At 54.6% G+C, this 24365-nt stretch carries 29 protein-coding genes and 2 tRNA genes; 11 read left to right on the forward strand and 20 right to left on the reverse strand.

From position 1 onward, the window contains the following. Positions 1-2: 2 nt before the first annotated feature. Entirely contained in the window at positions 3-329 is a 327-nt protein-coding gene (locus tag RHH53_RS01615; protein WP_024124133.1) for a DUF760 domain-containing protein, read from the reverse strand. 185 nt (positions 330-514) lie between these two features. Between RHH53_RS01615 and deoC the strand changes: the two genes are divergently transcribed. Further along, a complete protein-coding gene (deoC, locus tag RHH53_RS01620; RefSeq protein ID WP_310437923.1) occupies positions 515-1168 on the forward strand; it encodes a deoxyribose-phosphate aldolase in 654 nt (217 codons plus the stop codon). Here the strand turns inward: deoC and RHH53_RS01625 are convergent, their stop codons facing one another. Beyond that, on the reverse strand, positions 1169-2461 hold the full coding sequence (locus RHH53_RS01625) for a TldD/PmbA family protein (RefSeq protein WP_310744250.1): 1293 nt from the start codon (positions 2459-2461) through the stop codon (positions 1169-1171). Positions 2462-2652: 191 nt separating this feature from the next. On the opposite strand from RHH53_RS01625, the gene RHH53_RS01630 reads away from it, so the two are divergent. Beyond that, a complete protein-coding gene (locus tag RHH53_RS01630; RefSeq protein ID WP_206200779.1) occupies positions 2653-2982 on the forward strand; it encodes a hypothetical protein in 330 nt (109 codons plus the stop codon). Between the two features lie 14 nt (positions 2983-2996). Then, positions 2997-3632: a ribonuclease H-like domain-containing protein gene (locus RHH53_RS01635; RefSeq protein WP_302678676.1), complete on the forward strand. Its 636-nt coding sequence runs from the start codon at positions 2997-2999 to the stop codon at positions 3630-3632. Here the strand turns inward: RHH53_RS01635 and RHH53_RS01640 are convergent. From RHH53_RS01640 to RHH53_RS01650, 3 genes are read right to left on the reverse strand one after another with little or no spacing between them, the layout of a single operon-like run. Beyond that, positions 3597-4367: a PD-(D/E)XK nuclease family protein gene (locus RHH53_RS01640; protein ID WP_310744002.1), complete on the reverse strand. Its 771-nt coding sequence runs from the start codon at positions 4365-4367 to the stop codon at positions 3597-3599. The genes RHH53_RS01635 and RHH53_RS01640 overlap by 36 nt on opposite strands. A 3-nt stretch (positions 4368-4370) precedes the next feature. After that, complete coding sequence (locus RHH53_RS01645) at positions 4371-6434, reverse strand: zinc metalloprotease HtpX (protein WP_310744003.1); 2064 nt, start codon at positions 6432-6434, stop codon at positions 4371-4373. Between the two features lie 18 nt (positions 6435-6452). After that, positions 6453-6833, reverse strand: coding sequence for a DUF2237 family protein (locus tag RHH53_RS01650; protein WP_149821117.1), 381 nt, complete (start codon positions 6831-6833; stop codon positions 6453-6455). Positions 6834-6967: 134 nt separating this feature from the next. On the opposite strand from RHH53_RS01650, the gene clpS reads away from it, so the two are divergent. From clpS to RHH53_RS01665, 3 genes are all read left to right on the forward strand, one after another. Next, positions 6968-7252, forward strand: coding sequence for an ATP-dependent Clp protease adapter ClpS (clpS, locus tag RHH53_RS01655; protein WP_206200784.1), 285 nt, complete (start codon positions 6968-6970; stop codon positions 7250-7252). Positions 7253-7362: 110 nt separating this feature from the next. Continuing rightward, on the forward strand, positions 7363-9078 hold the full coding sequence (locus RHH53_RS01660; RefSeq protein WP_302678679.1) for a diflavin flavoprotein: 1716 nt from the start codon (positions 7363-7365) through the stop codon (positions 9076-9078). Positions 9079-9121: 43 nt separating this feature from the next. After that, positions 9122-9203, forward strand: a tRNA-Leu gene (locus RHH53_RS01665). A gap of 131 nt (positions 9204-9334) precedes the next feature. On the opposite strand, the gene RHH53_RS01670 is transcribed toward RHH53_RS01665, so the two are convergent. From RHH53_RS01670 to RHH53_RS01695, 6 genes are all read right to left on the reverse strand, one after another. After that, positions 9335-9408 (reverse strand) — tRNA-Val (locus RHH53_RS01670). A 29-nt stretch (positions 9409-9437) separates the two neighbouring features. Then, entirely contained in the window at positions 9438-9926 is a 489-nt protein-coding gene (locus RHH53_RS01675) for a Ycf51 family protein (RefSeq protein ID WP_206200786.1), read from the reverse strand. Continuing rightward, entirely contained in the window at positions 9926-10411 is a 486-nt protein-coding gene (gene sufU, locus RHH53_RS01680) for a Fe-S cluster assembly sulfur transfer protein SufU (protein WP_206200787.1), read from the reverse strand. The genes RHH53_RS01675 and sufU overlap by 1 nt, the downstream gene beginning before the upstream one ends. Before the next feature lie 50 nt (positions 10412-10461). Next, positions 10462-10872: an MAPEG family protein gene (locus RHH53_RS01685; RefSeq protein WP_302677119.1), complete on the reverse strand. Its 411-nt coding sequence runs from the start codon at positions 10870-10872 to the stop codon at positions 10462-10464. Positions 10873-10875: 3 nt separating this feature from the next. Next, positions 10876-11748, reverse strand: a complete 873-nt coding sequence (locus tag RHH53_RS01690; protein ID WP_206200789.1) for a 6-carboxytetrahydropterin synthase — start codon at positions 11746-11748, stop codon at positions 10876-10878. Between the two features lie 93 nt (positions 11749-11841). Next, positions 11842-12897 (reverse strand): phytoene/squalene synthase family protein, encoded by a 1056-nt coding sequence (locus RHH53_RS01695; RefSeq protein WP_181496817.1) that lies wholly within the window; start codon positions 12895-12897, stop codon positions 11842-11844. 477 nt (positions 12898-13374) lie between these two features. On the opposite strand from RHH53_RS01695, the gene RHH53_RS01700 reads away from it, so the two are divergent. Both RHH53_RS01700 and RHH53_RS01705 read left to right on the forward strand, forming a co-directional pair. Then, positions 13375-14025, forward strand: coding sequence for a phosphorylase (locus RHH53_RS01700; RefSeq protein ID WP_302678682.1), 651 nt, complete (start codon positions 13375-13377; stop codon positions 14023-14025). A 28-nt stretch (positions 14026-14053) separates the two neighbouring features. Next, a complete protein-coding gene (locus RHH53_RS01705; protein WP_225901616.1) occupies positions 14054-15466 on the forward strand; it encodes a serine/threonine-protein kinase in 1413 nt (470 codons plus the stop codon). Here the strand turns inward: RHH53_RS01705 and RHH53_RS01710 are convergent. Next, positions 15432-15929 (reverse strand): GNAT family N-acetyltransferase, encoded by a 498-nt coding sequence (locus RHH53_RS01710; protein WP_206200793.1) that lies wholly within the window; start codon positions 15927-15929, stop codon positions 15432-15434. The two genes, RHH53_RS01705 and RHH53_RS01710, sit on opposite strands and share 35 nt — an antisense overlap. 11 nt (positions 15930-15940) lie before the next feature. Next, positions 15941-16174 carry a preprotein translocase subunit SecG gene (gene secG / locus RHH53_RS01715; protein ID WP_149821094.1) on the reverse strand — a complete coding sequence of 78 codons (234 nt, stop codon included), beginning with the start codon at positions 16172-16174 and terminating at the stop codon, positions 15941-15943. 109 nt (positions 16175-16283) lie between these two features. Between secG and RHH53_RS01720 the strand changes: the two genes are divergently transcribed. From RHH53_RS01720 to radA, 3 genes are read left to right on the forward strand one after another with little or no spacing between them, the layout of a single operon-like run. Next, positions 16284-16604, forward strand: a complete 321-nt coding sequence (locus RHH53_RS01720; protein WP_149821092.1) for a phasin family protein — start codon at positions 16284-16286, stop codon at positions 16602-16604. Further along, positions 16598-17086, forward strand: a complete 489-nt coding sequence (locus tag RHH53_RS01725) for an FKBP-type peptidyl-prolyl cis-trans isomerase (RefSeq protein WP_149821090.1) — start codon at positions 16598-16600, stop codon at positions 17084-17086. The genes RHH53_RS01720 and RHH53_RS01725 overlap by 7 nt, the downstream gene beginning before the upstream one ends. 18 nt (positions 17087-17104) lie before the next feature. After that, positions 17105-18496, forward strand: coding sequence for a DNA repair protein RadA (radA, locus tag RHH53_RS01730; RefSeq protein WP_310744004.1), 1392 nt, complete (start codon positions 17105-17107; stop codon positions 18494-18496). 3 nt (positions 18497-18499) lie between these two features. Here radA and cobU read toward each other — a convergent pair whose 3' ends face one another. From cobU to RHH53_RS01765, 7 genes are all read right to left on the reverse strand, one after another. After that, on the reverse strand, positions 18500-19066 hold the full coding sequence (gene cobU / locus RHH53_RS01735; RefSeq protein ID WP_310743282.1) for a bifunctional adenosylcobinamide kinase/adenosylcobinamide-phosphate guanylyltransferase: 567 nt from the start codon (positions 19064-19066) through the stop codon (positions 18500-18502). A gap of 16 nt (positions 19067-19082) precedes the next feature. After that, entirely contained in the window at positions 19083-19913 is an 831-nt protein-coding gene (locus RHH53_RS01740) for an ABC transporter permease (protein WP_310744005.1), read from the reverse strand. 7 nt (positions 19914-19920) lie between these two features. Then, a complete protein-coding gene (argF, locus tag RHH53_RS01745) occupies positions 19921-20835 on the reverse strand; it encodes an ornithine carbamoyltransferase (RefSeq protein ID WP_302678687.1) in 915 nt (304 codons plus the stop codon). A 141-nt stretch (positions 20836-20976) separates the two neighbouring features. After that, positions 20977-21612, reverse strand: a complete 636-nt coding sequence (gene plsY, locus RHH53_RS01750; protein WP_310744006.1) for a glycerol-3-phosphate 1-O-acyltransferase PlsY — start codon at positions 21610-21612, stop codon at positions 20977-20979. A 10-nt stretch (positions 21613-21622) separates the two neighbouring features. Further along, positions 21623-22591, reverse strand: a complete 969-nt coding sequence (locus RHH53_RS01755) for a DUF3086 domain-containing protein (protein ID WP_206200799.1) — start codon at positions 22589-22591, stop codon at positions 21623-21625. After that, on the reverse strand, positions 22581-22985 hold the full coding sequence (locus RHH53_RS01760) for a DUF3119 family protein (protein WP_206200800.1): 405 nt from the start codon (positions 22983-22985) through the stop codon (positions 22581-22583). The genes RHH53_RS01755 and RHH53_RS01760 overlap by 11 nt, the downstream gene beginning before the upstream one ends. 9 nt (positions 22986-22994) lie before the next feature. Continuing rightward, positions 22995-24338: a hypothetical protein gene (locus RHH53_RS01765; protein ID WP_310744007.1), complete on the reverse strand. Its 1344-nt coding sequence runs from the start codon at positions 24336-24338 to the stop codon at positions 22995-22997. Positions 24339-24365: the final 27 nt, after the last annotated feature.

The following is a 24365-nucleotide window of genomic DNA, read 5'->3' on the forward strand; positions in this document are numbered from 1 at the left end:
GGTTATTTGCTGTCTTCCGCTTGGGCAGCCGCTTGGAGCGATCGCTCGAATTCAAGACGTTGCTCGGCACCGCGCAAGAAGTAACCGCTCATCATTGCCGAAGCCAAGAGACGCCCAAGGTGCTCCCGATTCGTGGTAATGGAAACCTCAAACCCCTCCGGTGGCAAGTAGCCCAGCAGGTTACCAATGTGGCGTTCCATCACAATGGCCATTTCTGGCGACGCGGGACGGGACAGGCGAGCCACCACTTCTGCATCCAAACTTTGCAGATAGTTCCAGAGGGAATCAGCACTTTCTTGAAGATTGCGAGGGTTCATGGTTGGCTCCATAGAGTGTCCTCCCAAAAAGGTAGTCTGGCCAACAGGTCAGCGTGCCTGTGATAGCCTAGCTTTAATCTAGCAAGGGTGAATTTTAGGTGGGGGGTGGGAGAACCGATCTCCCAAGGTCTCATTTTCCGTCCCCGTTTTTATTATTATTTAGTTAATAAAAATAGGGTTGTTCTGGGTGAATTCCTATGACGGAACGTGATTTGTTTGACCTTGCGCCCTACATTGATCATACCCAGCTTGACCCCTTGGCAACCACAGCAGAGATTGAACGATGCTGTGCTGAAGCAGAACAATGGAAATTTACCGCCGTCTGTGTCATGCCCGTCTGGGTGAAGACGGCAGTTCAGTTGCTCCATCGCACACCCGTGAAAGTGTGTACCGTCATTGGCTTTCCCAGTGGTGCCCACACCAGTGCCACGAAACTCTATGAGGCGCAGGAGGCGGTTGACAGTGGTGCGACAGAGTTGGATGTGGTCATTAACTTGGGTTGGCTCAAGGAGGGCAACACCGAGGCCGTCTATCGCGATATTGCCCAAATCTGCGCGGAAACGGGGGTGACCGTCAAGGCAATTTTGGAAACCACGGTGCTGACAGAGGAAGAAAAACAACTGGCCGTGGATATTTGCTTGGATGCGGGGGTGGCTTTCCTGAAAACCAGCACGGGCTGGCGCGGTGGTGCCACGATTGCAGATGTGCGTCTGCTCAAGCGCCTGAGTCGCGATCGCGTGGGCATTAAGGCCTCTGGCGGCATTCGTACGCGGGAGCAAGCCCTTGAACTGATTAATGCGGGTGCCACTCGCTTAGGTACATCCCGCAGCCTCGACTTGATGCAGGTTTAGCTATTCCCCTGTAATCGCAAGGGGACTCACCCACACTGGCGGACAACAACCATAGGGGGTGACTTCAACTTCAGTGCCCAGATGGAGAATACCTTTCAGCAGGCTGCGAATATCGCCGGCCACGGTGGCCGCTTCAATGCTGATGGCTTCGCCGTTGCGCAACAGCCAACCGTCAAAGGGGAGGGAAAATGAGCCTTGAAGGGCTTTCACGCCCGCGTGGAGGGCATGGAGTTCGTCAATCCAGACAAGACCATCGGCGCGATCGCCCCCTTCACCCGCTGGGACATCGTAGAAGTGACCACTCACTGTCACCTTTGCCCCTAAGTTGGCATGCCCCGTGGGCTGGGTTTGAAAGCGACGCGCCGTACCGGCACTGTGGTAGAGACCCGTGAGAATGCCCTGCTCAATCAGAGGGGTGCGGCGGGTGGGGGTACCTTCGCCATCAAAGAGGGGCTGACCCACATTCTGGGGATGGCGGGCGTCGTCGTACACGCTCAAAAGGGAGCTGGCGATCGCCTGATGGAGGGATTCTGGCGTCGAAAGGCTCTGGCGATCCAAAATGTTTTGGGCATTAAAGAGATTGCTAAAGGCACTGAGCAGGCTGAGGAATGCCGAGGGTGAAAAAAGCACTGGGTACTGGCCAGAGGCAATCGGTTCATAGGCCAAGTGGCGAATGGTTTTGTCGGCCACTTCATCAATACAGCCCGCAATGTCTAAGTGCTCAAGATCGGGACTGATGCGAATGGCACCCGCACTGCGGGGTTTGCGACCCGCCTCATCGGTTTTGCTGTAGAGATAGAGCGTGGTTGTGGTGCTGGTTTGCTGGCGATCGGCACCCTCACTGTTGAGATAAAACCGTTCTATGCGCCGCTGGCTGAGACCATTGTAGGGCACACTAGCGATCGCTGGATGTCGCCCCAACAGCTCCCGTTCAGCGGCAATCAGTTGATCTAGGAGGGTTTTTGCCGAGGCAAGGGGCAGATCCGCCGTTGTAAGTGTTGTGTCACCAAGGGGGGCGGTGGCCAAGGGACTAAAGTCGGGAATATCCTCTGTAACACCAAAAGCACTGGCTTCTTTGGCCATTTCTAGAGCCGTCTCTAAACCGCGATCGTCCAATTGGGTGGTGCTGGCAACCCCTAGGCGACCCGTTGAGTTCCACACCCGCACGGTAATCCCCGATCGCTGCGAGGCCTTCACCTGTTTGGGTTCCCCCTGCTGCACTTGGACACTCACCTCATCCACATGGGAGCCACCAAGGTCAAATTTCTCAATGCCAAGGCGGCGGGCGATCATCGCGACCCGCTCGTGGAGAGTGGATGCAGGGGTCAAGGTTACCGTCATGGTGTTCGGTTCAATGTAATTAACAAATCTTAAAACCATTCTAGCCCTATCCTCGGCGTGGTGGGCGATCGCCTAGGTAGGTTAAAAATCACATCATTTCTCGCTAAGATTTTTGGAGCAATGTTGATCGCGAGAAGAAAGCCATGGTGCAACCATCCTTGGGGCTTGATGGTAACGGCGAGTGGTTGGGGGGAAAATCACCCCAGTGGTCTGAGCGCCGCGCCCGCCTTGAAGAACTAATTGCGACCCTGCGAATTGCCGATGAACTGGCGGCTGGGAAGTATTTGATTACCAGTGGCGAACTAGCAGAGTTAATGGATGTCCATACCAGTGCAGTTACTAGCCGCGGTGAAGAATGGATATGGCGTAACTGGCAAATTTCCCGCGTGCGCCGCGAAAGCAATCAAATTCTCTGGCAGTTGGAACGCATTGATATCGCCAAAGAGCAGCCCTCAGAATTGCCCTCGAGCTAGATTGTGAGCCAGTCATGGATCTCGATTTTCCTTTGGAGTGTTTTGACCACGATTTAAGTGCGACGGCCTTGGCCCACTTTCTCAATGCGGATCAGTTGGCCGTAGATACCGAAACCATGGGCTTGAATATTCCCCGCGATCGCCTATGTTTGGTTCAGTTGTGCGACCCAGAGGGACAAGTAGCAGTGATCAAGATTGCCCGTGGCCAGAAAGAGGCTCCCCACCTGCAGCAACTCCTCGAGCACCCCCGCATTACCAAAATTTTCCACTATGCCCGCTTTGATTTGGCCACGTTGCGCTACCACTTGGGGATTCGGGTTCACCCTGTCTTCTGCACCAAAATTGCCAGCAAGATTGCCCGTACCTATTCCCCCCGCCACGGCCTCAAGGACTTGGTCTTGGATTTGTTGGGCATAGAAATTGATAAATCCGCCCAAAGTTCCGACTGGGGGAATGCCATGGCTCTGCGGGAGGATCAAATCCGTTATGCCGCTAATGATGTGCGCTATTTGATTCCCCTGCGACAGCAGCTCACAGCCATGCTGAAACGGGAAGAACGCTTTGAGTTATTCCAAACCGCCCTGAGTTGCCTACCCGCGATCGTCGATCTGGATTTAGCGGGCTACACCCAAGTCTTTGAGCACGGCTAGAAACGGCTCCATGGTCGAGACAGTGCTTGGCTGGCCACGCTGGCACCGTTCGCAAAAGGGGCACTCATAGCAGTATTTCCGAATCTGGGCTGGGGGCACTTGGGGCAGCTCCTGTCCTTGCTCATAGGTTTGTAACCATTGGCGCAGTTGGTTAAGGCACTGCTCTAGGGTGTGGTGGATTTGCTCGTGGATGGCCTCACTGTAGGGAAAGGTGTAGAAATTTGCTCCCTTCTCTCCTTGGGCAAACCAATAGGTCATGGAAATTTGGCTGGGGGGGTAGGGACTAGTGGCTGCTAGGAGATAACAGTAAAGGCGAGTCTGCCAATGACGGGCTAAGGTGTCTGGGGCGGGTGGGTGGGCATAGGTTTTCCAATCGAGAATCTGCGCTTGCCCTTGGCCAAAAATCACGTAGTCATACACGCCCACAAGGGTGAATTCCTGCCAGCCCAGACTGCGGACATGCTCTGCTTCCCCTTGACCCTCAATCATGGGCGGTGGCATGGTTTGAAAGGCCGCAAACCACGGTTGTAATTCGGGCTGCGCCTCAAGAATTGGGCAGATATCGAGTCCTTGAAAGTGCTGTTGCATCAGGCGGTGGAAGTCGCGACCCTGCTTTTGGGCAGTGGTTTCCGTTAATTGTGTGGCCTCTGGCAGTATCAAGCTGTCAAGATAGCGGTACTGATATTGCCGTGCACAGGTTTGCAGGGTGCGCAGATGGGCTTGGGAAAGTTGCATCGTCTAGATCCAACCCAATAGTGTCATGAGGCCGTAGAGGATCCAGAGCGTGGCCACTGCCGTTGCCCAATAGGGGGCAGCCCAAGATTGCTTTTGCTGTAAATCTGGGGAGTGCCACTCACTCACCTCAACAAAGGGAACTGTCCCACGTCGAAACCAGCCACGTACCACTAGCGATCGCCCCGCCAAGGTTTTCAGATAGGCTGGCTCAAGGATTGGCCAAATCGGCCCCCAAGCTCGATGGCAGCGCAGGGGAAACAAGCCCTGATCCGTCTGCAGCCACAGGTGCTGTCCTAGACCATTGCGCAAGCCTGTCACTGCCCGTAAATGCCCCTTTAGTTCGACAACGGGACTATCAAGGGGCAAAAGACGATGAAGAAGCTGACCCAAGGTGTAGGTTTGGGGTGGCCGAGGCGGGTAGTAGGCATTCAGGCGTAAAAAGAGACCTAACCCAAGGCCAATGGGAATGAAGCCCCGTGCCAAGGTAGACCAATCCGCCAACCACCACAGAGGAAAGGCGATCGTCCCCGCCCGCAGTGCAAATTGACCAACGCCCGTGAGGATAATCGTCGTGATGACTCCTGCGATCGCTCCCCAGAAGGGAGCCAGTTGTTGCCCAGCCCGTTGACAGCGAAGGGAGGAAGTCGAGGGCAGGGAAAGCAGGGATTCCAGTCGCCATTGCCGCGCATAGGTCATCAGGGCTTGCAGGCGTAGTCCAAGGGGACGATGGGAGGAGGTCAAGCGAAACCAATACCGCAGGGGATGGGCGGTATCCCAGCGGAGCAGCATTGACCAATCGAGGGGTTGATTGCCCCACAGGGCAGCTTGGGTTGGATTTAGGGGTAGAAGCAGGCGCAAGGATTCTAGGGGGGCACCGATTTCCCCTTGAGCACACACCGTCGTTGCTGTGGCTGCCATGAGGCGAAACCAAGCCATCACAAGGGTATTGGGATTACCGATCAAGGCTGCCCCTTGGCGATCGCTATAATACTGCCGCAACTGATTGCTCCAGAAGCAGAGCATCTCCAGCCCACGAAAGAGAAGATAACTCCCCTGACCCACCATGGCACAGAGGAGATAGAGGGTACCCCTGATGATCCGCCGTTTCCAGTGCTTGCCATAGGGAGGGGCAAAGCGATCGCCCCAACGGCTGCACCAACAGTACAGGTCATAGGGCAGTTGCAATAGCAGTACAAGGGGGGTCACTAGGGTATTTAGCCCCAGCCGTAGTTGGGCAATTTCACTGGCCATTAAAGCCAGCAGTTCCTCGCCAGAGAGCGATCGCAATAGACCTTCGCTGACAATAATGCGGCGCTGCCAGCGCCCATAGCTAAAAATGATCGGTGCTGCCGTCATCAAGCAGCCTATTTGGGGACGGGGTTGCCACCACGACCACGACAAACGCCCCAAGAGCATCACCGTTTCGGGACTATACTCCTCAAGTTCGCCAAGACTCACAGGACGCAAACCATAGCCAGCTCGCAATCGCCATGACCACAGCCAACTGCCACCACTGAGTAACCCCAATCCCAAGCAACCCACTAAAAACCAAGCTATTACCCCTTCCCAGCCCCGCAGGAGTGCCAGTGGATCATTGGCGTAGTTGAGGAGGCCTGCAATCAAAACCTGTAGCGGTTTTTGGAGTAGCCACGCGATCAGCAGCAGTGTTGCCCCCTGACTTAGCCAGAGATAAATGCGAGGCACCGGTCGCAGTTGCATAGGCGGCCTTGAACTCGGCGCTGAAACACACTCAAGGTAGGAGGAAGTGGGTTCCTCATCCAAATAGCGTTCTAACTCTGGCAGATGTTTTTGCGCCCAAGCCCGAATGGAGGGGAGGGGCGATCGCGCTAGGAGTTGACACAGATCAATGGCCTCTTGCCACTGGCGGGTGTGGGCATAGGCTTTAATCAGGTGCAGATGAGCCTTGAGACCTTCGCGGCGTTGACCGTGGCTGGCAATGACGGCTTTGAAGGCGGCGATCGCCAGTTGATAATCTCCGCGATTAAAGGCCGCTAAACCCGCAATATAGCGAGGATCTAAGCGAAAATCGGATTCTGGATCGGGCATACTTGAGTATTCCCCAGATCACGGTTGCTGGTTACCACCAAGGGCGTGGGCTTTCAAATCCTCTAGAGAGACATACTCAAGGGCACTGACATGGGTTGCTTCCAGAATTACTGGGGGAGCTACGTCAGCCTCTAGGGCTTCCCGCCAACGGGAGGCACACAGACACCAGCGATCGCCCGGTTTCAGCCCCGGAAATTGATAGGCGGGCACTGGCGTCGAAAGATCATTGCCCCGCGAACGGGTAAAGGTGAGAAATTCAGCGGTCATTTCCGCACAGACCACATGGGCACCGACATCTCCTGCCCCCGTCCGACAAAAACCATCGCGATAGAATCCTGTGAGTGGATTTTGACAGCAGCACACCAAGGGTGTTCCCAACACATTCATTGCCGTCATTATTGATCCCCCCAAGTTTTTCACCCTAAGTCTAGCTATAGCATAAGCCTGTGCCCAAGAGGCCTATTGCAGCCAGTCCCCGGCCAATGCGCTAAACTAAAACTCAGAAATAGTATTGTTGTTGTTTTGTTTGGCCTATGCCTAGCGTTGTTCCCCAAGAGCGGCAACAGGTTATTCGCAAGCACTACCCCAACTACAAAGTCATTGTCCTCAACGATGACTTCAATACCTTTCAGCACGTTGCTAACTGTTTAATGAAATATATTCCCAACATGACCAGCGATCGCGCGTGGGAATTAACGAATCAAGTTCATTACGAAGGCCAAGCCATTGTTTGGGTGGGACCCCAAGAACAGGCGGAACTGTACCATGAGCAACTTTTGCGGGCGGGGCTGACAATGGCACCCCTTGAACCCGCATAGGCATTGCCCTTTATAAACAGTGTTATCACCGCTATTAAAAACTTTGAATCCTGTTACCTTTCTTCATGTGTCACTATAAAAGGTAGTTTCATAAGGTTGAGGAACTGCCAATGGCCGTCACGACTGCCAAGCGTCCGCCGCGCTTAACCCTGCAGGTGTTGGAGATCGCCGCTGATACGACGGCAATTCGCTGCCTAGATTGGGATCGCGATCGCTTTGATATTGAGTTTGCCCTTGAAAATGGCACCACCTACAATTCCTTTCTGATCAAAGGGGAACAGATTGCCCTCGTAGATACGTCCCATGCCAAGTTTGGCGATCGCTACCTCGAGCAACTCTGGCAACGGGTGAACCCCAGTGACTTGAACTATCTCATCGTCAGCCATACCGAACCTGACCACAGTGGCCTCGTCAAGGACGTATTGGCAAAAGCCCCCCATGTAACCGTGGTGGCCTCAAAGGTGGCGTTACAGTTTCTGGGGGATCTGATCCATCAGCCCTTTAGTCAGCGACAGGTGAAAAATGGCGATCGCCTTGACTTGGGGAAAGGGCATGTCCTTGAGTTTGTGATGGCCCCCAATCTCCACTGGCCCGACACCATCCTCACCTATGATCACGGCACCCAGACCCTCTTTACCTGTGATGTTTTTGGTGCCCACTTCTGCAATGATGATCCCTTTGACACAGAACCTGAACTGCTAGCGCCAGATTTCAAGTTTTACTACGACTGCCTCATGGGACCCAATGCCCGCTCCGTCCTCTCCGCCTTCAAGCGCTTGGAACCCCTGCCTCCCGTGCAACTAGTTGCCACAGGTCATGGCCCACTGCTGCGCCATCATCTCCCGCAGTGGCTAGATTCCTACCGCAACTGGAGCCAAGAACAGGCCAAAGCAGCAACAACGGTGGCCATTTTCTATGCTGCTAACTATGGTTATGCCAATGCTCTGGCAGAGGCGATCGAACGGGGAGCCGCCAAAACTGGGGTTGTTGTTGAAAAAATGGATCTGCTCACCGCTGAACCCCAAGATATTCGCGAACTCACCGAGATTGCCGCTGGGATCATTATCGGTACACCGCCCACCACTGCCGTTGCTAAAACTGCCCTGAGTACGATTCGTGCGGCTGCCCATGCCAAACAGGCCATTGGGGTCTTTGAAAGTGGTGTGGCCGACGCTGAACCCGCCTATCCCCTGCTCAACCAGTTTCGGGATGCCGGTCTGACGCCCTCGTTTCCTGTGATTCGGGTCACAGCAGCACCCACTGAGGCACTGTTCCAAGAGGCGGAAGAAGCGGGTACTGACATGGGTCAATGGCTGTTGCGCGATCGCACCGTCAAGCAGATGAAAGCCTTGGATACTGACCTCGATAAAGCCTTGGGTCGCCTGAGCGGTGGGCTATACATTATCACCGCCCAAAAAGGTGCCATTAACAGTGCCATGTTGGCCTCTTGGGTGGCCCAGGCCAGTACCGAACCTCTTGGGGTTTCCATTGCGGTGGCCAAGGATCGGGCTATTGAGTCCTTTCTACACGTGGGGGATACCTTTGTCCTCAATGTTCTTGAAGAAGGGAACTACCAGCCCCTGATGCGCCATTTCCTAAAGCGATTCCCACCGGGCGCCGATCGCTTTGCCCATGTGAAAACCTATCCAGCCAGTAATGGCAGTCCCATTTTGGCCGATGCCCTTGCCTATATGGAATGTACCGTTGTCAGCCGTCTGGATGCCCACGATCACTGGATTGTCTATAGTACTGTGGATAATGGTCGCGTCTCAAAGCCCGATGGCATGACTGCTGTGCACCATCGCAAAGTGGGGAACCATTACTAAACTTGGGCACTCCCTACCCAAAGTGCGCTAAACTAAGTTTGCTGCGGACGTGGCGGAATTGGCAGACGCGCTAGATTTAGGTTCTAGTACCGCAAGGTGTGTGGGTTCAAGTCCCTCCGTCCGCATTCAAAAGCTTAGCAATTGAGGGCACAGTTTGCAGTTCGCAGCCAAGAAAGCATTGGCAAAAACCTTTCCCTAAATCTTTTTGGGGACTTGACTGGGATGTTTTTCTTTGAAGTGAAGAATTTTAGGAGGATGGACACAACTGGACTCGAACCAGTGACCCCCACGATGTCAACGTGGTGCTCTAACCAACTGAGCTATGCGTCCTCGGAATTCCTAATATAGCATACACAAGGCTAACCTTTAAGTAGTTTGACCGTCACATTTGTATCGGTGCGATCGCTCAACGAACGAGTGGCCACCCCTAAAACCACTGGCTCAGTCACCCCCGGTTCAGGATGTTCGATGGTTCGTGCAATCACGGTCAGGCGATCGCTCCCTCGGCCGAGCCGTCCCAAGGAAAATAAATCATTCGCTGCCTGTACCAGCGTTGCCTCAAGGGTACTGCTCTCAATGTCCGGGGGCACTGTGATCACAACTTGCGTTGCCCCGTTGTCATAGACGAGGGTGTATTTGCCGGCACCGGGCACTGGGGAGTGCACAATCGGTACAATACTCAGGGCAAAGAGTCCCACTGTCACAACACCGAGAAACCCCGTAATACCAACAAAGCGAAAGCGCACACCCCAGCGAAAAACAAATGTGAGTGCGGTTAAGCCAGCCATGACAAGGGTGGCAATGCCAGCCCAGCGGCTATAGGTGGCAAAATCGGCGGGGGTCAGCACTACTCTTCCTCCTCATTACTGACAAAACCATTCACAGGGGTTTGATCCTGCTGCAACGCTGCCCGGAGGGTATGCCATGTCAATGTCGCACACTTAATCCGCACCGGGAACTGAGCCACCCCCTGCATGACATTGAGCTTGCGAAACTCTCGAGGGAACTCAAACTGCCCCTTCATCATCGCTTGGAACTGCTCCACCATTTGGAGGGCACGACTCACGGGTTGCCCCCGCAGGGCATCGGCCATCAAATCCGCTGAGGCCATGGCGATCGCGCAGCCTTCCCCCTCAAACTGAATATCCTGAATGATTGTCTCCCCCTGCTCATTGGTGCCTAGGGCAACGGTTAAATCAATGGTGTCGCCACAGGAAGGGTTATGTCCCCGCTGCTGACGATCCACAGGCTGCGTGCGGCCACGGTGGCGAGGTTTCTTGTAGTGCTCTAGGATGACTTGCTGGTAGAGCGTGCGGAGATGATCAAGAGACATTTAGAATACTCTATGCTCAGTGCATTTCCTCAAGGATTTTATAAACTATATTAACGGCTAAGGGCGGTGAGACTTTGCCAAAAAAGCGTCAAGGTGGCTGCTGTGCCGACACCAAACATGAGGGAGCGACCAAGGGGAAAGTTGGCAATGTAGCAGATGCTGTACAAAAAGCGAGCCGCGACAAAACTCAGGCTGGCGATCGCCACCGTTGCATTATCCACCCCGGCAAAAAGGGTCAGCAACACTGCTGCTGCAAAGGGCATAAAGGTTTCAAAGCTATTTTCGTGTGCCCACACTGCCCGCTGCGCAAAGGGGGGCAGTTTCTCAAAGAGGGCACGGGGAGCCGCCATATCAAAGCCCGCCTGCCAGCGCCCCACCACAACAAAAATGTAGGGGAAATAGATCAGCAGCGTTGCTGTCAGTAAACTGGCGGCTAGTAGCCAAGGGATATTGCTCAACATCACCTAGACTCGCTCCAACACTGGCAGCGCACCACTGAGCACCCCATCGCGAGGGGGCAATTCCTCACAGAGAATTTCGCAAGAGTTATTGGGACTTTCAATCAACTTCACCTTATGCAGCGTCGCCCCCAACTGGCGAATCGGTTCCTGTAACAACTGGGCAATGTAAATGGCGATGTTCTCTGCTGTGGGCACCACCGTCGCAAAATAGGGAATATCTTTATTCAAAAACGTGTGATCCAAAGGTTCAATCACCTGTTCCTTGAGCACCTCCTCGAGCTTGACCAAATCAACAATCATGCCCGTCCGCGGATGGATTGCCCCCTTGACCGTAATCTCCACGTGGTAGTTGTGGCCATGGCCGTGGGGGCGAGCACACTTGCCATAGATGCGGCAGTTTTCTTCGTAGCTGAGATCCTCAAGGGCTAGACGATGCGCCGCACTAAAGTGAGCACCAACAGAAAGATAGGCTTCCATAGGGTCTCCCGTGTAGTCCGCCCAAAGGCGGGGGTGTTCAAACAGTTGAATGCGCACAAGGGGTAAATGGGGAGAGAGTCGATCCCAAATCACCCGTGCAATATGTTCAGTCGTGGGTAATGTGGCTTGAAACTCTGGCCACACCTCATTGAGATAGGAAAAATTCAGGGGTTCAATGACTTCACGGCGAATGATGTGCTTGACATCCGATAGGTTCAACACCATGCCAAAGTCATCAACAACGCCGCCCATTGAAACAAACAACTCATAGTTATGACCGTGGCCGGGAAAGCGACTATTGGCACCAAACCGAGCCAAATTCTCTGCTTCAGACCATTCTGGCAACCAGTAGCGATGACTGGCGGCAAACTCAGCACGGCGGTGAATAATACAATTCATGTCAAGTTATGAAGATTTGCAACAATTCAGCAATCTCCCCCTATCCTAACGAATTCTGGTTCCCCCAACCATTGGCTTTTTTGGCACATTTCCCTAAAGTCCGCCAAGGATGAAAGGCTTTTGCCGTACTTGGCCAATCAGCCAGCGCAGACTGTGGTTACTGAGAATCGATAAAGGCCCCATGACCATCAGGGATTTCACCTCTGCACGGCTAATTTTAACTACCCCTCCCGGTTGCAGCATCGCCGTCGAGTGAGTGAGTTCCCGCAGGGTGGCATAGGCAAAGAGCAGCGGCAGCACGCAAAAGAGGCGAATCGGAATTGCCGCCTTGGGCACGGATAGCAAGTAGGCTTGAGCTTCATCGAGATCATGCCAAGCAAGGGCAATCAATTCCTTAATGGCGGCATGATTTTGCTCAAGATGTTCAGCACTGAGGATGGACTGGTGGCTACTGCCTTGGAGCAGCAGAGATTCATTGGGGATATAGATCGAGTTTTCGTGCTCCGCATCCCAAGCAATATCCTTGAGAATGTTCACCGTTTGCAGCGCTTCACCAAAGGCAGCGCAGCGCTTGAGGAGTACTTGGTATTCATCGGCACCAATGCTGGGGGAATGCTCGTACCACAAATCCGTCAGGAGATAGCCAACGGTACCCGCGACGTAATAACAGTACTCTTTATATTCATCGAGGGTTTGAATGCGAATGCCATTGGGATAGAGGTTAATAAACTTTTTCATCCCATGCACCATTTCGCTCACCCAGCGTTGGACGTGCTGTTGGGACGTGAGGGGCAAAGAACGGTAGAGGGCAAAGACGAGTCCCGTATTTTTCACCAGTTGCACATGGGCTGGCTCCCCCTGAACCCCCCGTGCGGTTTCACCATAGCTATTGGCTAGATCGGCACTGTCAAAACACTCCAGCAGGTGATCCAAGAGAGCGGTTTTTGCGGGGATACTGGCAACCGGATCATCCTCAACGGTATCGGCAATGCGACAGATGAGATAGGCCACCAGAACCGCCCGACCCAAATTTCCGGGGAGGAAGCGAATACTGAGGGCAAATGTGCGCGAGACTTGGGGGAGTATCTCTTGGCAAAAGCGCTCAGCATCCTTGACGGAAACTGGGTTCTCCAGCACCATTTGAATCATATGGGGGTTCACTCCTACACGCATTGATCGATAGTTGAGTCAATCCTCGACCGTTCCTCAGGCCAACACTCTAGGGCAGTCAATTCACGATTCTCCAAAAGGGTCTCGCGATCGCAACCCAGCAGGGGACGACTTCCACAAACAAGGATTGAGCAAAATCTATAGCTATCATACTCATTTTTGTTTGTCTAGGTGGCCTGTGACAGTTGCCGAGATTGCCTGAGGTACAATGGTGGATAGCTCACAATTTGCCAGAACAATAACATAGCTTCAACAATTAACAACGGTATCAGATTTGGCGGAAAATGCCTCTCGTCCACCATAGCGGACGCTTGAGTGTGACACTCTTTCCATTGGTCAGTTTCTAAATTGCCCGCGATCGGTCTATCCAAAAGTTAAGACGGTAATCAGCTCGAAAATGTGTACTCCCAGCGTAGCGGTTGTGTCAACAGGCCAGCACAGCAAAGTTCATTAACAATGACTCCATGCCTCGTCCTTGTGCCCCAAGGGGCAGAATATCAAGCGGTACAACGAGGGCTACAGGCGTCCAATGTGGTGATTATTCCGATCCGAGCAGGGGCAGCCACAGTGACCACACCGGCATTGATCAGTGCCCTTGAGGAATCGCCTGCCATGGTTCTCATTTTGGGGGTTTGTGGGGGCTTGCATCCCGATGATCGGGTGGGTGAAGTGGTTGTCTATACTACTTGTCAGGATGAAGCAGGGCAAACGTATTCTTTAGACCAGACGTTATCGGCGAAATTGGCGCCTGCGTGGCGACGGGTGAAAGGCATCACAACGGCGAAAACCGTTTCTAAGGCCCAGGAAAAACAAACCCTTGCGGCTCGCGGGGGGGTGGAGGTGGTGGATATGGAAGGGGTGCCACTCCTCAAGGCTTTAGCGGGAATGCCGGTGGTGATGGTGCGGGTGATCAGTGATGGTGGCGATCGCGACCTCCCCGATTTGAGTCAAGCCTTTGATGCTCAAGGCAATTTGCGGCCGGGGCCACTGGCTATCGCAATGCTGCGCAACCCCCGTGCGGCGGCACACTTGATTCAAGGTAGCCTCAAAGCCCTCAAGGTGCTCACAAGAATTGCCCCAGAGATTGTGCAGCAACTCAATGGCTAAGATAGGGGTAGCCAGCTTGGAGAACGCTGTGGCGCAGCTTATTGGTCAAATTTTGGGCGATCGCTATGAACTCCTGCGCGAACTGGGGTCTCATCCGGGGCGGCGCACCTATCTGGCGTTGGATCGGCGGCGCTATGAACAGGTGGTGCTGAAGCTGCTGCTTTTTGGTGGCGGCATGACATGGGACGACTTTAAGCTCTTTGAACGGGAAGCGGCTGTGCTGCAACCCTTGGATCATCCGGCCATTCCCCGCTATCTCGACTACTTTGAAATCAATACCCCTGATCTCAAGGGCTTTGCTTTGGTGCAAACCTACATTGAGGCAAAATCCCTCGCCACATGGCAAGCAGAAGGGAGAGTGTTTAGTGAAGAGGATTTGCGGTTACTGGCCGATCGCCTGCTGGATATTTTGATCTATCTCCATGGCCGTCAACCGCCGGTGATTCACCGCGATATTAAGCCGACAAATATTCTTTTGGGCGATCGCTCCGGTCATGATCTTGGCAAGGTCTATCTTGTGGACTTTGGGGCGGTACAAACGGCGATCGCAGGCAGCACCCGAACCGTGGTGGGTACCTATGGCTATATGCCCCCGGAACAATTCGGCGGTAAAACCCTACCCGCCAGTGATCTCTACGCCTTGGGCATGACCCTCATCTACTTAGCAACCGGCACTCCCCCCGATGAGCTGCCGCAAAAGGAACTGCGGGTTCAATTTCAACCCTTGGTCTCCTTGAGTCCCCCTTTTATCCGCTGGCTCGAAAAAATGGTCGCGCCCGCCCTTGAGGAGCGATTTGACTCTGCGACTGCGGCTCGCCAAGCCCTAAAGCAACTGGACACATCACCCCACGAGGCCTCACTCATAACAAAAACGCCGCCCTACGGTTCCCGCCTACAGGTGAGAGAAACACCCCAAGGGCTACTGGTGCAAATTCCCCCCGTTGGATTTAATGTCAGTCTCTTCTTCCTGATTCCCTTTGCAGTGGCTTGGAATGGGTTTTTGGTCGTCTGGTACAGTCTAGCGATTAGTTCTGGCTTTTGGCTGATGGCTGTTTTTGCTACTGGTCATCTTGCTGTCGGTTTAGGCCTCATTGGCGGCATTCTTTACATGCTATTGGGATGGCAGGTGTTGATGGTCACCCGTAAGGATCTGCGCTTCTATGAACATATCCTTGGTTTCCGCTGGCGTCGTCCTAAAGTCCTGCCGCTTGAAGTGATTGAACAGATTGAATTTCAGCCCCACAGCACGTACCGCGATCGCGAGGGCGATCGCCAAGAGCTATCGAGCAAACTGGTGATTCGTGCCGGTAGCCAAGCGATCGAACTGACTGAAAATGCCCTTAGCGTGACCTCAAGGGATCTGGAATGGTTGGCCTACACCCTTGGCCGCTATCTGGGGCGACGGGTCACACAGGCTTGTCAGGATGTCCGAAGTGCTTGAGAACATCACCACTGAGGCGGCAGATACGCCAGTCAGGTAGCACAGTCGCACCCATGCGCTCATAGAATTGAATCGCAGGAGTATTCCAGTCCAAGACGCTCCACTCGATACGGCCATAGTCGCGATCGCTGGCTAGCCGGGCTAATGCCTTCAGCAGAGCAGTGCCCACCCCTTGACGCCGATAGGCAGGGAGAACAAACAAATCCTCTAGCCAAAGGCCGGGGCGGGTGAGGAATGTGGAGTAGGTGGTGAAAAACAGGGCGTAGCCAATAACGTCTGTGGGGGTATGGGCAAGAAGTACCTCGGCGTAGGGGCGATCGCCAAACAAATGCTGCCGTAGCGCCTCCTCTGTGCCCGTTACTGCGTGGCTGAGCTTTTCATAGGCCGCAAGCGCTTGGATCAGTTGGAAGATGATTGGAACATCCGCCGGGGTCGCTGCACGAATCGCAAAGGAGAAAGACACGCTAACCCAAACTAAATTGAGCGCAGCCAACCGGCACTCAGAGCAACGGTAAGCGCCATAAACAACACTGTCAAAGTCCACGTGGCACGGTTTAAGGTCGCTTCTGCACTTTTGGTGCTGGTAAAGAGCTGGGCTTGACCGCCAATACCACCGAGGCCATCCCCCTTGGGACTGTGGAGCAAGACCAATACAATCAGGCCAACTGCTGAAAATGCCCACAGACCAATGGCAATTTTTTCAATCATCCTTAACCTCGCTGGCGATGCGAATCTATACAACTTGACCTCTCCCTCATCTTACCGCAAGCCTAGGAGCCAATGGCACAATACAAGATAGGCGTTTTGAACGTGCCCCATGAACCAGCAAAATCTGCTTCAGCAATTGCTTTTAATTGGTGTTGGCACCACCTCCCTTGTGGCCGAGAAGTTGCGTCAAGTGAGCGACCAATGGGTGAAAGAGGGACGCCTCAATGCCGATCAGGCCAAGGCAATGGTGGATGAAGTCCTTGCTCACCTCAAAGAAGATGCCGCCTCCCTCGATGAAGCGGTGCAACGACAAACGCGCCAGTTTCTAGAGAGCTTGGGTGTGCCACAACAGTCAGAAATTGATGAACTGCGGGGACGCATTGATCGCCTAGAACGGGATGTTAGGGAGTTAAAAAATCGCTCATGGTAAGACAACGGGTGCATCGAGCCTACGGCTGGCTCCTCTGTGGTATTGTCCTAGTAGTGGTATGGTTGGTGGCCGCTCCGATCGCGATCGCCAGTGTGCCGCTAGAGGCGTCAACGGAGGCTGCGGGACTTATGGGGAATCCAAAGGTGGTGACCACTCCTTCAGGTTTGCAATACGAAGATATGGTTGTTGGCTCAGGGGCGCAGCCTCAAGTGGGCGATCGCGTGACGGTACACTATACGGGCATGCTCACCGATGGCCGCATTTTTGATAGCTCCCGCGATCGCGGTCAGCCCTTCCAATTTCAAATTGGTGTCGGTCAAGTCATCAAAGGCTGGGATGAAGGGGTTGGCTCAATGCACGTCGGGGGGCAGCGGCGGCTGATTATTCCGCCGAACCTAGGCTATGGTGCACGCGGTGCGGGTGGGGTCATTCCCCCCAATGCGACGCTGATTTTTGACGTTGAACTTTTGGGTGTGCAATAGGATTGAACTCGGCAAGGGATGCCCAAGGCCAAGGTACTGTACATCTGCCGCGAGTGTGGTGCCGAGTCTGTGCAATACTTTGGTCGCTGTCCCAACTGTGGTCAGTGGAATACCCTTGATGAGCAGGTGGTTACCCCTGTAGAGACCGCTGCTCGACCCACAACCCCCCGAAAATCGACCACTCCCCACCCCCGCAGTGCCAAGGCCCTAGGAGAGATTAGCGAACAGACACAGAGCCGTTCTGCCTCCGGATTTGCCGAGTTGGATCGGGTTTTGGGAGGGGGGATTGTGGTTGGCTCCCTCGTGTTGGTGGCTGGCGAACCGGGAATTGGCAAGTCCACGCTTTTGTTGCAGATGGCAGCCACCTTAGGGCAACAGCAGCGGGTGCTCTATGTCTGTGCTGAGGAATCGGCGCAGCAGGTGAAATTGCGATCGCAACGACTGGGCATTGCCGCCTCTCCCTCGCTCTATCTTTTGGCGGAGACGAATTTGGAGGTGATCCTGCAGGAGCTGACCCATCTGCAACCCCATCTGGCGATTATTGATAGCATCCAAGCGGTGTATCTGCCCCAATTGACGGCTGCCCCCGGCTCGGTGTCTCAGGTTCGTGAGGGCACAGCCGCCTTGATGCGCTTAGCCAAGCGGGAGCAGATGAGTCTCTTTATTGTGGGGCATGTTACAAAGGAGGGGGCGATCGCCGGTCCGAAGGTGCTGGAACATTTGGTGGATACCGTGCTCTACTTTGAGGGCGATCGCTTTGCCAGTCACCGCCTCGTACGCGCTGTCAAAAACCGCTTTGGGGCTAGTCAAGAAATTGGCGTTTTTGAAATGGGCGCGCAGGGCTTAGCCGAGGTCACAAATCCTTCGGCGCTGTTTTTGGGCGATCGCGAGCCAACCCCCGGTACCGCCACCATTGTGGCCTGTGAAGGCACCCGTCCGCTTGTGGTTGAGTTGCAAAGTTTAGTTAGCCCCACCAGTTATCCCTCTCCACGCCGCACGGCCACGGGCATTGAGTACAATCGCTTTTTGCAAATTCTGGCCGTCCTAGAAAAACGCCTAGGGGTGCCCCTCTCGAAGCTAGATGCCTATGTGGCGTCCGCTGGCGGGCTGAATGTGGCGGAACCCGCTGCTGATCTGGGGGTGGCAGTGGCTGTTGTGGCTAGTTTTCGCGATCGCTGGGTGCACCCCCAAACCGTGATCATTGGCGAAGTGGGCTTAGGGGGACAGGTGCGAGCCGTCTCCCAGTTAGAAGTACGGCTGCGGGAGGCGCTGAAGTTGGGATTTCGCCGTGCCATTATTCCCGAAAACCAAGCCTGTGCGATCGCGGGGCTAGAGATTTATCCTGTACGTCGTGTCACCGATGCCATTGTGGCTGCCCTTGCCCCCATGACCACTGAGGAATCCCCCTGAGGGCTATCCTTGCGAGTCCAATTTATCCCTAAGATGTCTGAGACAGATACCCCATTGGTGGAGCGGCAGTGCAAAGCCAGTTGTGACAAGATACACTTCCGCCATCAACGGACTCAATTGCTGACACAGTTCGCCAAGGCGATCGCGAAAACAGCGACCACTGGCATAGGCAGGAACAACTCCCCAGCCCACCTCTTCGGCAACAAAAATGAGCTGAGCGGCACACCCTTGCACACTCGCTAGGAATTCAGTAACGGTTGCTTGCCATTGATCTTGAGATTGATCTAGGCAATTGGCCACCCATGTTCCCAAGGAATCCACAAGGGCGCAATGATCAGGCGGCAGGTCACGCAGCAGGGCAGCTAGTTCGAGGGGGCACTCCCGCAATTGCCACTCAGCGGGGCGGCGAGCACGGTGCTGTGCAATCCGCTGCAACCATTCTGTATCCTCTGGGGGGGCGATCGCCGTCGCAACATAAATCACTGCTTGTCCGCTGTGGGTAGCAACGGCTTCTGCCCATTCACTCTTGCCACTGCGACTCGGACCGGTCACCAAGACATGATCAGGCATGATTAGGCACTGTTGGTTAACTCAACTGTCGGGGATCAAGACGTTCTCCCAAGCCCTCACCAAGGAGCGACAGACCCACGACCAGCAATGTCATGGCTAGACCCGGAAAGAGCGTCGTCCACCAGATGCCCACCGACAACCCATCCAAGGCCTGTCGTAGATCCTGCCCCCATTCGGGTACCTGCGGCGGCAACCCTAAGCCCAAGAACCCCAGCCCTGCCAAGGTCAGGATGGCATCGGCGGCATTGAGGGTAAAGAGCACGGGGATACTGGGAAGCACATTCACCAAAAGATACCGCTGTAGAATGCGGGGGGTCGAGGCGCCAAGGGCGCGGGCAGCTTCGATAAAGACCTCATTTTTTAGGCTCACCGTGTGGTTGCGCACAACGCGATAGTACTGGGGAATATAGGCGACACTAAGGGCGATCGCGGCATTGAGCACCCCCTTGCCGACCACAAAGGCCACCGCCACCGCTAGGAGTAGCCCCGGCAACGTGTAAATCGTATCCATCAAAAAGAGCAACCCGCGATCGAGCCAGCCCCCGCGGTAGCCACTCAATAATCCCAAGGGCACTCCCACCACCAAGCTCAACAGCGTTGCCACCAAGACCACCTGCAAGGCTGCTTGGGCACCAAAAATCGTGCGGGAAAAGACATCATAGCCCAAGCGATTCGTGCCAAACCAGTGCTGCGGCGAAGGCGGCGCGTGAATCGGAAAGTCAAGAAATTCTTGGGGATTGGCAATCCAACCAAGAGCCTGAGCAAGGGGAGCAAGAACCGCCAGCAGCAGAAACCCCCCACAAATAATTGCCCCCACCAGCAACAGCCGATCCGAGAGGCTATTCATGCATGCCCTATCCCAACAAACTGGCTAGCAAAGCTTTCTGCGCATGGAGACGATTTTCCGCCTGCTCCCAAACGCGAGACTGCGGCCCTTCAAGGACACTGGCGGTAATTTCCTCCCCACGGTGAGCCGGCAGGCAGTGGAGAACGATCGCCCGTGGATCCGCAAGGGCTAGCAGTTGATCATTAATTTGGTAGGGCTGAAAAATGGGCTGGCGATCGCCCGCTTCTGCTTCCTGTCCCATACTCGCCCAGACATCCGTGTAAAGCGCATGGGCACCCTTAGCCGCGGCCTGCGGATCCGTGAGAACAGTCACTTCACTCTTACCGCCACTCAATGCCTTGGCTTGCGTCACAATATCGGGCAAAGGGGCAAACGGCGGTGGCGAAGCCACCCGAATATTCACCCCCAAGAGGGCACAGCCCAGTAGTAAGGAATGCGCCACATTATTGCCATCGCCAATGTAGCAGAGGGTCAGTCCCGCCAATGTGCCAAAGGATTCCCGTAGCGTCAGCAGATCCGCCAAAATCTGACAAGGATGCTCGCGATCAGTGAGGGCATTAATCACGGGTATGCGGGCATAGTCGGCAAACAGTTGCAGTTCTGCCTGACCATAGGTGCGAATCGCCACCGCATCCAAATAGCGATCCAATACCCGTGCTGTATCGGGCAACGGTTCACCACGCCCCACCTGCATGGATTGGGGGTTCAGGTCAATGACTTGGCCGCCCAGTTGGTACATCGCCACCGTAAAGCTGACACGGGTACGGGTCGAAGCCTTCTGAAACAGCAGCCCCAAGACCTTAGGACACTGGGGAGCCACCTTGCCGATTTTCATCTGTGCTGCTAAATCCAGCAGATATTCTGCCTCTGCCCGTGAGAGGTCGGCGATGCTCAGCAAATCACGCCCCCGCAGTGTTTCCATCACAAATCTCCCCACCAAAACTGGTATCCACTCATGGTAGCAACCTCAGAGGCCTTCCAAATGTACAAATACAACCCTTTTCTCAAATCTGGGGGGCATTAAGGAACGCCGAACCCGTCCAAAAGTCACCTTCTAAGAGGTCTATCCTTCCGAGGCGCCCAACCGTGGCTCTGTCCCTGCAAGGAGGCGTTGGATATTACTCTGGTGTCGCCAAATCACAAAAGCACCTGCAATCACACTAAAACCGACAAACGGCCACGACTGCGTAAAGAACCAAAACCAGAAGGGCAAGGAGATAGCAGCAGTGATTGAACTCAGGGAGACAATGCGGCTGACTGCCAAGACCACGAGAAACACCGCAAAGGTGGCCAAAGCCGTGGGGGCATTGAGGGCAAGGAGCACCCCTAAACCAGTGGCAACGGATTTGCCGCCGCGCCAGCCCAACCAAATCGGCTTACTGTGAGCCAAAACCGCAATGAAGGCGATCGCCAGCAGGACAAATTCCAACCAAGTGGTCGGTACTGTACTCCAAGATTGCCCCAGAACCCAACGCGCCAAAAGAACTGCCCCTAGTCCCTTGGCCACATCGACTAAAAACGTCACTAGGCCGGGGCCTTTGCCCACTACCCGCAGCACATTGGTCGCCCCCGTTGAGCCAGAGCCATGCTCACGAATATCAATCCCGCGCAGCGCTTTGGCCAAGAGGTAGCCCGTGGGAATTGAGCCGAGCAGGTAGCTAATGAGCGCCAGCAGTCCAAGGATGAGTGCAGTGGTCACAGGAGCCTCCCTACTCAAAGAAATCAGAACTACGGCTAGGACGCAACTGGGGTTCAGGGGCAAAGCCCAAGAGCAAGGGATATTGCAGTAGTGAAAGGCTGACTTGGGGTTGGGAATCATCAATAAGAATCAGAGGGATGTAGTCCTCCTGCTCGAGGCGATCGGCACGAAAGGCCAAGGCATCCGCAGATTCAAAGAGCGCCACCCCCTGATCAGGGCCAAAATCTTGGCGACTAATGCCCAAGCAATCCTGCAATCCCCGTCGCCAGTCCCCCAGCCGCTCAGGGGAATCGGCCAAGACCAACACCCGCAACATATCGCCATAGAAGTCCCGCAGGATTGAAATGATTGCCGAGGCAACAAGGATATTTTGCAACCGACTGGGGAGCGATCGCAGGGCACCCCGTCCCCCGAGATCAAAGAACCAACTTTCTACCCGCTCAGCATGAACTTGCTCAAACGTACGTCGCAACTGCCAAGGAGGGCCATAGTAGTTGGGGCTACTCCGATATTGCTCTAGCAAACGGCGAATCCGATCCGCTTCCTCCTGAAATCCCTCATCAAGAACTAACTTGGGCGGCGTTGTCGCTGTTGCTGCTGGGGCAGAGGCAGTTTCCACGACAGCGGGCGTCGGGGGCAGCAATTCCATTTCCTCAACGGTGGCCGCCAACTCCTGCATGCTCTTGACGAGAAATTCCTTGAACCCCTGCACTCGAATCGCGAGTTCTTGGGAGGCACCCACAAAGTTGCGGCGGAGCTCCTGTTCGATGCGTTCCTTGCGCCGTTCTAGTTGCTCAATGGTGAGTTGCAGACTTTGTTGCCGCTCTTCAAGGGACTTGAGGCGATCGTGCACAAGACGATGAAACTCAGCATCAAGGGCTTGAATTTCAGCTTTGAGGGCATCCCGTTGAGCTTTGAGGGCAGTTAGTTCCTCTGGGGTAGGTTCAGAGGCATCAGTCACCGTAGGGTCATCCGTCATTGCGAACCGTGGAAATAAAGGCTGTGCGTGGGCAGCGTTCTTGGAGGCATTGTACTAAAGTTTTGGCGTCAAACAGAATCGGCAGAAAGTGGATATTCTTGACCTCCCGAAAATAAAAGAGCACGGGAAAGGCTGGCCAAAAGACCTCCCAATGCTGCCATTGCTGATAGGGAAAGTGGCGAATTTGTCGGCTGCCGCGATAGACATCTAGTGCTGTTGCCGTAAATTCTAGTCGCAGGGTAGCCGCCTGCACAGCCAAGAATAGCGCAAACAGGGAGATGGGCAAGCCCAGCCACCAGCGCAGCCACCACAGGGGCAGACTTAACAGCAGAACCCCCAGCGGAACAGCAAATGAGGGTTGAAGACGTACTGTGGCCAGTGAGGTTCCTTGCATGGTTTTACTCTACTCCTGAGGGGGCGTCGGTTCTTCTAATTGTGGCAAATCCTCTGGAGTGGGAGGAGTTTCCTGTTCAGTGACTTCAGGTGCAGTGGTCTCTAGAGTCGGTTGCTCCAAAGGTGGGGACGGCTTGGATGGCACTCGCGGGCTAACGAGAACAGAACGAGTCGGGCTTTCTGCTTTCTTAAAGGGATTCAGGCGCTGCCAGAAGGGCTGTTGCGGCGTGGGGGGCGGTGTCTCTTCGGCTGCTTTGACGGTGGGTTCTGGGGTTGGCTCTGATGCAACGGGCGTTTCCTCTACAGGTTCAACGGTGGGTGTTGGTGCCTCTACTGCCGACGTTGGTGTAGGTTCCTCAGCAACGGGGGTCTGAGTGGCAGATTCTTCAACAACAGCTGTTGGCTCTGGGGTCGGCTCGGAGGGAGCGGCGGATTCCTCAACAATAGGTGTTGGCTCTGGTGTCGGTTCAGGAGGGAGGTTGCTGGGGAGATCCGGACTGAGGCTACTTTGAAGATTTTTGGCGGCCAGTTCTCCCCGCAGCAGGCGCGAGAGGACATCCTTGCCATTGGGTTGATAGGTCACAAGGCGGGTAATGGGATTGTAGGGAGAGGGGATACGCTGACCATTGCCATCCAGAAGTTCGAGCCGTACCCAGTTATCCCCCGGCTGGAGTCCAGTGAGATAGTAGGCCTGCCAGCGATCGACCGTGAAGGATTGACCATTGATCGTGCAGCGCACCTGCCAGACTTTCTCATTGTTTAATTGTTGATCCAACGGCAGGTTGCTGAGATAAAAATCAAGGAGCACTGGTTCAGCGCCATAGGTGCCGCTGGGCTGATTGTAGGTGAGCAGGGGAAGACTAGCAGATCGAGTGTCCTCATCTGCAGTGTAAAGATGAAAGGCCGTTTGAGCATAGGCAAGGGGATTTTTCAGGCTTTCACCCCAAGGGTACACAACAAAAGCACGCAGAAGGTGTGTTCCCGGCTCAAGGTTCGTAAATTCAATGGGGGTGTTCAGGTCATAGACACTGCGGCTGGGCAGATCATCGAGCACCACCTCCACATGGGGGCCTAACCCTGTGCGCTGATCTTGAAACAGGCGTAGCCCTTGGACACTTAGCTTGACGGTGACGTTGCGGCTTTGGAGGGTTTGGTTGGCTTCGGGGGTGAGAATTTTCAGCCGCGGTTCATAGCGATCGAACCAATCCTTCATATCCTCAATGGCCACAGGAGCCGCCACCTCTGCCAGCGAGCCACTGGATTTTGCCGCGGCGATGTCCCCCACTGACCACAGGAGAACGATACTGAGAACGAAAGCGATCGCCCGTTGCCAACAGACCTGCCAACCCTTCATGCACACCTCAGATGGTTGTAGTACCAA

Origin of the sequence: Thermosynechococcus sp. PKX82 (assembly GCF_031583255.1) — a bacterium.
Taxonomy (GTDB): Bacteria; Cyanobacteriota; Cyanobacteriia; order Thermosynechococcales; family Thermosynechococcaceae; genus Thermosynechococcus.

What these genes read in the sequence shown, in the direction of transcription:
- cobU (WP_310743282.1), bottom strand. Translation starts at nt 19,066, where the DNA reads ATGCCTGATCATGTCTTGGTGACCGGTCCGAGTCGCAGTGGCAAGAGT.
- RHH53_RS01640 (WP_310744002.1), bottom strand. Translation starts at nt 4,367, where the DNA reads ATGCAACTTTCCCAAGCCCATCTGCGCACCCTGCAAACCTGTGCACGG.
- RHH53_RS01740 (WP_310744005.1), bottom strand. Translation starts at nt 19,913, where the DNA reads ATGAATAGCCTCTCGGATCGGCTGTTGCTGGTGGGGGCAATTATTTGT.
- RHH53_RS01645 (WP_310744003.1), bottom strand. Translation starts at nt 6,434, where the DNA reads ATGCCCGATCCAGAATCCGATTTTCGCTTAGATCCTCGCTATATTGCG.
- sufU (WP_206200787.1), bottom strand. Translation starts at nt 10,411, where the DNA reads ATGTCTCTTGATCATCTCCGCACGCTCTACCAGCAAGTCATCCTAGAG.
- RHH53_RS01760 (WP_206200800.1), bottom strand. Translation starts at nt 22,985, where the DNA reads ATGCAAGGAACCTCACTGGCCACAGTACGTCTTCAACCCTCATTTGCT.
- RHH53_RS01615 (WP_024124133.1), bottom strand. Translation starts at nt 329, where the DNA reads ATGGAGCCAACCATGAACCCTCGCAATCTTCAAGAAAGTGCTGATTCC.
- deoC (WP_310437923.1), top strand. Translation starts at nt 515, where the DNA reads ATGACGGAACGTGATTTGTTTGACCTTGCGCCCTACATTGATCATACC.
- RHH53_RS01685 (WP_302677119.1), bottom strand. Translation starts at nt 10,872, where the DNA reads ATGTTGAGCAATATCCCTTGGCTACTAGCCGCCAGTTTACTGACAGCA.
- RHH53_RS01690 (WP_206200789.1), bottom strand. Translation starts at nt 11,748, where the DNA reads ATGAATTGTATTATTCACCGCCGTGCTGAGTTTGCCGCCAGTCATCGC.
- argF (WP_302678687.1), bottom strand. Translation starts at nt 20,835, where the DNA reads ATGGAAACACTGCGGGGGCGTGATTTGCTGAGCATCGCCGACCTCTCA.
- RHH53_RS01765 (WP_310744007.1), bottom strand. Translation starts at nt 24,338, where the DNA reads ATGAAGGGTTGGCAGGTCTGTTGGCAACGGGCGATCGCTTTCGTTCTC.
- RHH53_RS01695 (WP_181496817.1), bottom strand. Translation starts at nt 12,897, where the DNA reads ATGATTCAAATGGTGCTGGAGAACCCAGTTTCCGTCAAGGATGCTGAG.
- secG (WP_149821094.1), bottom strand. Translation starts at nt 16,174, where the DNA reads ATGATTGAAAAAATTGCCATTGGTCTGTGGGCATTTTCAGCAGTTGGC.
- clpS (WP_206200784.1), top strand. Translation starts at nt 6,968, where the DNA reads ATGCCTAGCGTTGTTCCCCAAGAGCGGCAACAGGTTATTCGCAAGCAC.
- radA (WP_310744004.1), top strand. Translation starts at nt 17,105, where the DNA reads ATGCCCAAGGCCAAGGTACTGTACATCTGCCGCGAGTGTGGTGCCGAG.
- RHH53_RS01630 (WP_206200779.1), top strand. Translation starts at nt 2,653, where the DNA reads ATGGTGCAACCATCCTTGGGGCTTGATGGTAACGGCGAGTGGTTGGGG.
- RHH53_RS01660 (WP_302678679.1), top strand. Translation starts at nt 7,363, where the DNA reads ATGGCCGTCACGACTGCCAAGCGTCCGCCGCGCTTAACCCTGCAGGTG.
- RHH53_RS01755 (WP_206200799.1), bottom strand. Translation starts at nt 22,591, where the DNA reads ATGACGGATGACCCTACGGTGACTGATGCCTCTGAACCTACCCCAGAG.
- RHH53_RS01725 (WP_149821090.1), top strand. Translation starts at nt 16,598, where the DNA reads ATGGTAAGACAACGGGTGCATCGAGCCTACGGCTGGCTCCTCTGTGGT.
- RHH53_RS01720 (WP_149821092.1), top strand. Translation starts at nt 16,284, where the DNA reads ATGAACCAGCAAAATCTGCTTCAGCAATTGCTTTTAATTGGTGTTGGC.
- RHH53_RS01635 (WP_302678676.1), top strand. Translation starts at nt 2,997, where the DNA reads ATGGATCTCGATTTTCCTTTGGAGTGTTTTGACCACGATTTAAGTGCG.
- RHH53_RS01700 (WP_302678682.1), top strand. Translation starts at nt 13,375, where the DNA reads ATGACTCCATGCCTCGTCCTTGTGCCCCAAGGGGCAGAATATCAAGCG.
- RHH53_RS01625 (WP_310744250.1), bottom strand. Translation starts at nt 2,461, where the DNA reads ATGATCGCCCGCCGCCTTGGCATTGAGAAATTTGACCTTGGTGGCTCC.